The 7,732-nt window shown below is 70.9% G+C and carries 8 protein-coding genes; 3 read left to right on the top strand and 5 right to left on the bottom strand.

Going from position 1 to position 7,732, the window contains the following annotated elements:
* Positions 1–170 precede the first annotated feature (170 nt).
* On the top strand, positions 171–794 hold the full coding sequence (wrbA, locus tag AC0680_RS05790; RefSeq protein WP_384487623.1) for an NAD(P)H:quinone oxidoreductase: 624 nt from the start codon (positions 171–173) through the stop codon (positions 792–794).
* Positions 795–809: 15 nt separating this feature from the next.
* On the top strand, positions 810–2,225 hold the full coding sequence (gad, locus tag AC0680_RS05795) for a glutamate decarboxylase (RefSeq protein WP_478625254.1): 1,416 nt from the start codon (positions 810–812) through the stop codon (positions 2,223–2,225).
* A gap of 2 nt (positions 2,226–2,227) precedes the next feature.
* Here gad and AC0680_RS05800 read toward each other — a convergent pair whose 3' ends face one another.
* The 5 genes from AC0680_RS05800 to AC0680_RS05820 all read right to left on the bottom strand — a co-directional run bounded on the left by AC0680_RS05800 (position 2,228) and on the right by AC0680_RS05820 (position 6,733).
* Complete coding sequence (locus tag AC0680_RS05800; RefSeq protein WP_478625257.1) at positions 2,228–2,791, bottom strand: hypothetical protein; 564 nt, start codon at positions 2,789–2,791, stop codon at positions 2,228–2,230.
* A 158-nt stretch (positions 2,792–2,949) separates the two neighbouring features.
* Positions 2,950–3,591 carry a PadR family transcriptional regulator gene (locus AC0680_RS05805; protein WP_478625258.1) on the bottom strand — a complete coding sequence of 214 codons (642 nt, stop codon included), beginning with the start codon at positions 3,589–3,591 and terminating at the stop codon, positions 2,950–2,952.
* A gap of 65 nt (positions 3,592–3,656) precedes the next feature.
* On the bottom strand, positions 3,657–4,205 hold the full coding sequence (locus AC0680_RS05810; RefSeq protein ID WP_478625260.1) for a DinB family protein: 549 nt from the start codon (positions 4,203–4,205) through the stop codon (positions 3,657–3,659).
* 122 nt (positions 4,206–4,327) lie between these two features.
* Positions 4,328–5,785 (bottom strand): aldehyde dehydrogenase family protein, encoded by a 1,458-nt coding sequence (locus AC0680_RS05815; RefSeq protein WP_478625263.1) that lies wholly within the window; start codon positions 5,783–5,785, stop codon positions 4,328–4,330.
* Between the two features lie 84 nt (positions 5,786–5,869).
* On the bottom strand, positions 5,870–6,733 hold the full coding sequence (locus AC0680_RS05820) for a helix-turn-helix domain-containing protein (RefSeq protein ID WP_478625266.1): 864 nt from the start codon (positions 6,731–6,733) through the stop codon (positions 5,870–5,872).
* 313 nt (positions 6,734–7,046) lie between these two features.
* On the opposite strand from AC0680_RS05820, the gene AC0680_RS05825 reads away from it, so the two are divergent.
* Entirely contained in the window at positions 7,047–7,529 is a 483-nt protein-coding gene (locus AC0680_RS05825; protein WP_478625268.1) for an ATP-binding protein, read from the top strand.
* Positions 7,530–7,732: the final 203 nt, after the last annotated feature.

The raw sequence follows: 7,732 nt of genomic DNA on the forward strand, positions 1-7,732 counted from the left end.
ACCCCCCCCCCACACCCCCCCCCCCCCCCCCCCCCCCCCCCCCCCCCCCCCCCCCCTACTCCCCCCCCCCCCCCCCCCCCCCCCCCCCGCCCGTTCGCGCTTCCACTGGGCGAACCCTGGAGGCCGCGCACCCCATACGCCCGTATTGTCGGGTTCCAGGAGGTGCGTCCATGCCCGTCCACGACGTCCACGTCGCCGTCATCTACTACTCGTCGACCGGCACCATCGCCGAGCTCGCCCGGCTGATCGCGGACGCGGCCGAGCACGCCGGAGCCGACGTACGGCTGCGCCGGACGGCGGAACTCGCCCCGCAGACGGCCGTCGACGCCAACCCGGCCTGGGCGGCGAACGCCGCGGCCACCGCGGACATCCTGGAGGCCACCCACGAGGACATGCTCTGGGCGGACGCGGTGGTCCTCGGGACCCCGACCCGCTTCGGCAATGTGTCCTCCCAGCTCAAGCAGTACCTCGACACCCTGGGCGGCCTCTGGCAGCAGGGCAGGCTGGCCGACAAGGTCTACAGCGGCTTCACCGCGAGCGCCACCCGGCACGGCGGCCAGGAGTCCACCCTGCTCGCGCTTTACCAGACGGTGCACCACTTCGGCGGCATCCTCGTCGCCCCGGGCTACACCGACCCGGCGAAGTACACCGACGGCAATCCCTACGGCACCTCCCACGTCGGCGGCCCGGACACCCCGCTCGACGACGACGCGCGCACCGCCGCCCGCATCCAGGCGGAGCGCGTGGTGAAGTTCACCAAAGCCATCAAGCACGGCCTCGCACCGACGAGTTGACGGACAGGGCGACAGATGACTCTGCACAAGGGCGCTTCGGAATCCGACCGCCGGCACACCGGGAACCCGGTCAACCCCTTCTACGGCGAGGCCGACCCGGTCGCCGGCATGGAGACCTCGCCACCCCGGCACACGCTCCCCGACGGCCCCGTCGCCCCGCACACCGCCTATCAGTTCGTGCACGACGAACTGATGCTGGACGGCAACTCCCGGCTGAATCTGGCGACGTTCGTCACGACCTGGATGGAGCCGCAGGCCGGCATCCTGATGGCGGACTGCCGGGACAAGAACATGATCGACAAGGACGAGTACCCGCGCACCGCCGAACTGGAGCGGCGGTGCGTGGCGATGCTCGCCGACCTGTGGCACGCGCCGGACCCGTCCGCCGCCGTCGGCTGCTCCACCACCGGGTCCAGCGAGGCCTGCATGCTCGCCGGCATGGCCCTCAAGCGGCGCTGGATGCAGCGCAACGCGGACCGGTATCCGGGCAGTGCCCGGCCCAACCTCGTGATGGGCGCCAACGTCCAGGTCTGCTGGGAGAAGTTCTGCAACTTCTGGGAGGTCGAAGCGCGCCAGGTCCCCATGGAGGGCGACCGCTTCCACCTCGACGCCGCCTCCGCCGCCGAACTGTGCGACGAGAACACCATCGGCGTGGTCGCGATCCTCGGCTCGACCTTCGACGGCTCCTACGAGCCGGTGGCCGACATCTGCGCGGCGCTCGACGAGGTCCAGGAGAAGAAGGGCTGGGACGTCCCGGTCCATGTGGACGGCGCGTCCGGCGCGATGGTCGCGCCCTTCGTCGACCCGGACCTGGTCTGGGACTTCCGGCTGCCCCGGGTCGCCTCCATCAACACCTCGGGCCACAAGTACGGCCTGGTCTACCCCGGGGTCGGCTGGGCGCTGTGGCGCGATGCCGATGCGCTGCCCGAGGAGCTGGTCTTCCGCGTCAACTACCTGGGCGGCGACATGCCGACCTTCGCGCTGAACTTCTCCCGCCCCGGGGCCCAGGTCGCCGCCCAGTACTACACCTTCCTGCGGCTCGGCCGGAACGGCTACCGCGCCGTACAGCAGGCGACCCGGGACGTGGCCCGATCGACGGCCGAACGCATCGGCTCACTGGGTGACTTCACCCTGCTCACCCGCGGCGACCAGCTGCCGGTCTTCGCCTTCACCACCGCCGCCGACGTCAAGGCGTTCGACGTCTTCGACGTGTCGAGGCGGCTGAAGGAGCGCGGCTGGCTCGTCCCCGCCTACACCTTCCCGCCGCACCGCGAGGACCTCTCCGTCCTGAGGGTGGTCTGCCGCAACGGCTTCTCCCAGGACCTCGCCGACCTGTTCCTGGCGGACCTGGAAGCGCTGCTGCCCGAACTCCGGGCGCAACCGCGCCCGCTGGACCGTCCGGAGTCGATGGCGACCGCCTTCCACCACTGACCTCACGCGCCGCGGCCGTCCAGGGCCAGGCCGAACTCCTCGCCGAGCGCGGCCGCCTGGCCGGGTGTGACCAGGACGTACACCTCGCCGTCGGCGGCGGTGCCCGCACCCGGCAGCACCCGGTGGAAGATCCGTGCGTCCCCGCCCCCGGGCGCCAGCCGGCCGAGGCACGCGAAGACGGTCTGCCGGCTCAGGGACCGGCCGGCGCCGTGCTCGGCGGGCCGGACGATCCGCTCGCCGTCGCGGACGAACTCCAGGCGGTCCCGGCCGCCCTCGCCCCTGATCAGCTCGACGCCACCGACGACCACCAGCCCGCCGGAGCACGCGGCGGCCTCCTCCAGGGTGCTCCGGTAGGACTCCTCCAGGTCGTCGACCTCGTCCGCGTACACGGCGACGGCCGCACCGAACTCGACGAGCACCTCGGCCAGTTCGCCGTCCTCCAGCGGCGCGTCCGCCCAGTCCCGGACCTTCGCGAGCGCCTCCTCGGCCGCCTCCTTCGCCACGATGCCGAGGGCGACCAGACGGGGCGCCACCTCGATGCGCGTAATCGATCGCTTGTTCGTCATGGCGTCATACTGGCAGCCGGCCCGCCGCCAGGGGCCCGACCCGCCGAACCCGGCGCGCGGCCGCCGCGTCACCGCCGAACTTGGCCGAAGGTGCGCCTCTCCCCCAGGCGCACTGTCCGGCGGACCAGGGTCGCCGGGTCCGTCCGGCGGGTCAGGTCCTAGCGCTGGTCCCCGGGGTGGACGCCCTTCGTCGCGTACGGGTTCTCCTGCCCCTCCGCGAGCACCCCCACGAACGGCTCGCCCTCACCCGCGAAGACGTACGCGCCGCCCTCGATGCGCTCGATCAGCCCGCGCGTCCACACCGCGCCGCTGTCCGCGAAGTGCACCCACATGTTCATGATCTCGCCGATATGGCCGAGCTGTCCGGGCCCTTCCTCGGGCGTGTAGTAGTCGGTGACCGTGCCGCGCCACTCCTCCAGGCCCCGCACCCGCTGCCGCAGCAGCGCCAGCGCCTCGTCCCGCGGCAGATCGACGACGAAGCCGATGCCCGCGCTGAGCATGTCGGACTTCTGGTCGTGCTCGGACAGCGCCGTGCGCAGCAGGGCGAAGTACTCCGCCTCGCCCGCGGGGGTCAGCTCGTACTCGGTACGCGGCGGGCCGCCGACGGTGCTGGGCGCGATGTCATGGGCGCGGAGCAGCCCCTGCTTGGCCATCTGCTTGAGCGCGTGGTAGATCGAGCCGGGCTTGGCGTTGGACCACTCGTGGGCGCCCCAGTACTCCAGGTCGTTGCGCACCTGATAGCCGTGCGCCCGCCCGTGCTGCCGCACGGCACCCAATACCAACAGCCGGATCGCCGACATCGTCTCCTCAATCCCTCGCGGCCCCCTGCCGTCAGCCTAGAGCGCGCCGGGACCGCGGGGAGGCGCTACCCCTCCCGCGCCGCCCGCTCCTCGTCCACCAGCGCGAACGCCGTCCTGCCGTCCAGGGACTCGCGGAGGATGTCGGCGTGGCCGGCGTGCCGGGCGGTCTCCTCGATCAGATGCAGCAGCAGCCAGCGGATCGACTGCCGGGCCCGGGGCGGGAACCACGGCGCCTCGGGCAGCGGGAAGGTGTCGTTCAGGCTCGGTACGGAGCGGATGAACTCCTCCGTCCGCCGCGCGACGCCGTCCCAGAACTCCAGCACGCCCGCCGGCGTCTCACCGTCCTCCAGCTGGAAGCTCAGGTGCCAGGTGTCCTGGTTCCGCTCGATGGAGCGCGGCCGCTCCTGCGCGGTCTCGATCCAGCCCTGCTCGGTCTCCGCGACGTGCTTGAGCAGCCCGGCCAGCGACAGCTCACTGGCGCTCGGCCGCTTCGCCGCCTGCTCGTCGGTCAGCCCGAGGACCGCCCGTCGCAGCCCGCCGCGCTGGGCCTCCAGGAAGGACAGCAGCGCGCCGGTCTCGTCGCCGTGGGCCTCGGCAAGGACGTGAGTGGGCATGGGGTCCGCCTTTCGTGACATCCCGGGCGGCCGGCCGTCTCGCCGCCGCCCTTTCCGACCTCACACACGCTACGAGCCCTTGCGGTCAGCTTCTGTCCGCGATCCGCGACCGGTAGGCCCGATCAGAACGGGAACTGCGAGCGCCCGTGCTGAATGGAGATCCACTTGGTGGTGGTGAAGGCCTCCACCATGGCGTCGCCGTTCAGCCGCCCCAGCCCGGAGCTCTTCTCCCCGCCGAAGGGGACGATCGGCTCGTCGTGCACGGTGGCGTCGTTGACGTGGAACATGCCGGTGTCGATGCGCTTGGCGAAGCGCACGCCCCGCTCGATGTCACCGGTGTGCACGGCGCCGCTGAGCCCGTAGGGCGTCGCGTTGGTGAGCCGTACGGCCTCCTCGTCCCCGTCGAAGGGGACCAGCACCGCGACCGGGCCGAAGATCTCCTGCGTGAGCAGCGGGGAGTCCGCCGGCAGCCCGCCCAGTACGCTCGGCGCGACGAGCGTGCCGCGGGTCTCGCCCCGCAGCAGCGACGTGGCGCCCTCGGCGACGGCGCGGTCCACCAGGGCGGTGACGGCCTCGGCCTGGCCCTCGTTGATCAGCGGGCCGATATGGGTCTCTGGGTCGGTGGGGTCGCCCACCTTCAGGGACGCGACCTTGGCGACGAACTTCTCGGTGAACTCCCGCTCCACGGCCCGGTCCACGAGCACCCGGTTGGCGGCCATGCAGACCTGGCCCTGGTGCACGAAGCGGCTGAAGACCGCGGCGTCCACCGCGTAGTCGATGTCCGCGTCGTCGAGGACCACCAGCGCGCTGTTGCCGCCCAGCTCCAGCACGGTGTGCTTGAAGTGGGCGGCAGCGACGGTGGCGACGTGCCGGCCGACCTTCTCCGAGCCGGTGAAGGAGATGGTCTTGGGCACCGGGTGGTCGATCAGCGCGTCCCCGATCTCGGCGATGTCGGTGACGACGACGTTGAGCACGCCGGCCGGCAGCCCGGCCTCCTCGAAGATCCTGGCGACCAGCCCACCGCCGCAGACCGGGGTGTTCTGATGCGGCTTGAGGACGACGGCGTTGCCCAGCGCGATGGCCGGCGCGACCGACTTGATCGACAGCAGGAAGGGGAAGTTGAAGGGGCTGATGACACCGACGACACCGACCGGCAGCCGGTAGAGGCGGTTCTCCTTGCCGTCGATGGGCGAGGGCAGGATCCGGCCCTCGGCGCGCAGCGCCAGCTGGATCGCCTCGCGCAGGAACTCCCTGGCCAGATGGAGCTCGAAGCCCACCTTCGCGAGCGTCCCGCCGACCTCGGCGGTGATCGCCTCGGCCAGCTCCGCCTCGCGGTCGTCGATGATCCGCAGTACGCGCTCGAAGACCAGCCGGCGGGTGTAGGGATTGACCGCGCCCCACTCCCGCTGCGCGCGTTCGGCGGCGCGGTAGGCCTGGTCGATCTCCTCGACCGTGGCGACGGGTATGGAGGTCAGCTTCTCGCCGTTGTAAGGGTTGAAGTCGACGATGTCCCACGAGCCGCTTCCGGAGCGCCACTCACCGCCGATGAACTGATAGGCCAAGTCGTCGAAGTAGGACATGCCATCCCGATCTGGAGAACAGGGCACACAGGGCGCCAAGTTGGGGGGTGCTGACTCCTGATGGTGCGCCATCCTACCGACGCGTCACATGAGTTGAAGCAGTCCGCGCAGGAGATCTCTGGTCTCGGCGGGGCTCGGGCCGTCCGCCTGGAGGCGGTCCATCACCCGCCCGTACTGCGCCACTTCCTCCGGCTTGTCCACATAGAGCGCGCTTGTCAGCTGCTCCAGGTAGACGACGTCCGGCAGCCCCGACTCCTGGAAGCCCAGCATGGTGAAGGCACCGCTCTCGCCCGAGTGCCCGCCCAGACTGAAGGGCATCACCTGGAGGCGCACATTGGGCCGCTCGGAGACGTCGATCAGATGCTTCAACTGTTCGCGCATCACCTCGCGTTCGCCGTAGGGGCGACGCAGCGCGGCCTCGTCCAGCACGCAGTGGAACTGCGCCGGCCGCTCGGCGACGAGCAGCTTCTGGCGCTCCATGCGCAGCGCGACCCGGCGCTCTATCTCGGCGGGCCCGGCGTCGGGCATGCCCCGTTTGACGACGGCCTGCGCATAGCTCTCCGTCTGCAGCAGCCCGTGCACGAACTGGACTTCGTAGACGCGTATGAGGGACGTGGCGCCTTCCAGGCCCACATACGTCTGGAACCAGCCGGGAAGCACATCGGTGTAACTGTGCCACCAGCCCGCGACATTGGCCTCGCGCGCCAGGGACAACAGCGCCTCACGCTCCTGTGCGTCACCGACTCCGTACAGCGTGAGCAGGTCCTCGACATCGCGCGCCTTGAAGCTCACCCTGCCCAACTCCATGCGGCTGATCTTCGATTCGGACGCACGGATCGAGTAGCCGGCCGCCTCGCGGGTTATCCCACGGGCTTCACGCAGGCGGCGAAGCTGCGACCCGAGCAGGATCCGCCGCACCACCGACCCGCTCGACTCACTACCGGACACCTCTCAGACCCTCCTGTGACCCCCACCCGTCCAACAGTGGGCCGAAGTCTGCCACGTTCGCGCTTCGTTGAGTGCTCATCCGGTTACTGATATGTGAGGCCCACGCACGGCCTCCACAAGAACCGACGGAAAGAATTCCGAGCAAAACGGTGCGCGCTTCCGCAATCCCGGCGCGTGCACGTGCATCTGCCCTTGCATCTGTCTCGCACATTGGGAACCATAGGCGTCGCACGCATGCACGCTCGTGAAAGATCCGCCAGATCCGGCTGACCGGCCAGGGTCATGACGTCCGCGAACGCCAGGAGTGCCTCGCATGGGGACCAAGGTTTTGACCATGCTCGAGCCGTTATGGCAGGGCTTTCCTCCCGTCGATCCCCTGGCCGTCTCCGGATCCGCCTCGTGCACGCTCCCCCCGCGCTACGAATCGGTGCGCTGCGCACGGAAGTTCACCCGCGACACCCTGCGGGGCTGGGAGCTCGACGAACTCTTCGATCCGGTCGCCCTGGTCGTCTCCGAACTCGTCACCAACGCGCTGCGCCACGCGGTCCTCGCCGCCCCGGAGCACGCCGGCGCCACACCGCCCGCCCGGCTGCACCTGATGCGCTGGTCGCAGCGGCTGATCTGCGCCGTACGGGATCCGAGCGACGATTCACCGGTCGCCGGCGAGGCCGACTCCGCAGACGAGTCGGGGCGCGGGCTGTACCTGGTCGAGTCCTTCAGCGACAGCTGGGGCTGGCACCCGCTGTCCGGTGTCACGCACGGCAAGATCGTGTGGGCGCTCTTCCGGCTGCCGTAGCGCGTGCCGCGGGCCCCCGCGGCCGATCCGCACACCGGGCGCACCGTCATCTACGGGCGCCCGGTCGTCTTATGGGCACTCGGTCGTCTTATAGGGCCCGGGGGGGGGGGGGGGGGGGGGGGGGGGGGGGGGGGGGGGGGGGGGGGGGGTGGGGGGGGGGGGGGGGGGGGGGCGCGCGCCTTCGCCCCCCACACACCCGCACG

This window comes from Streptomyces sp. NPDC043738 (assembly GCF_056436545.1).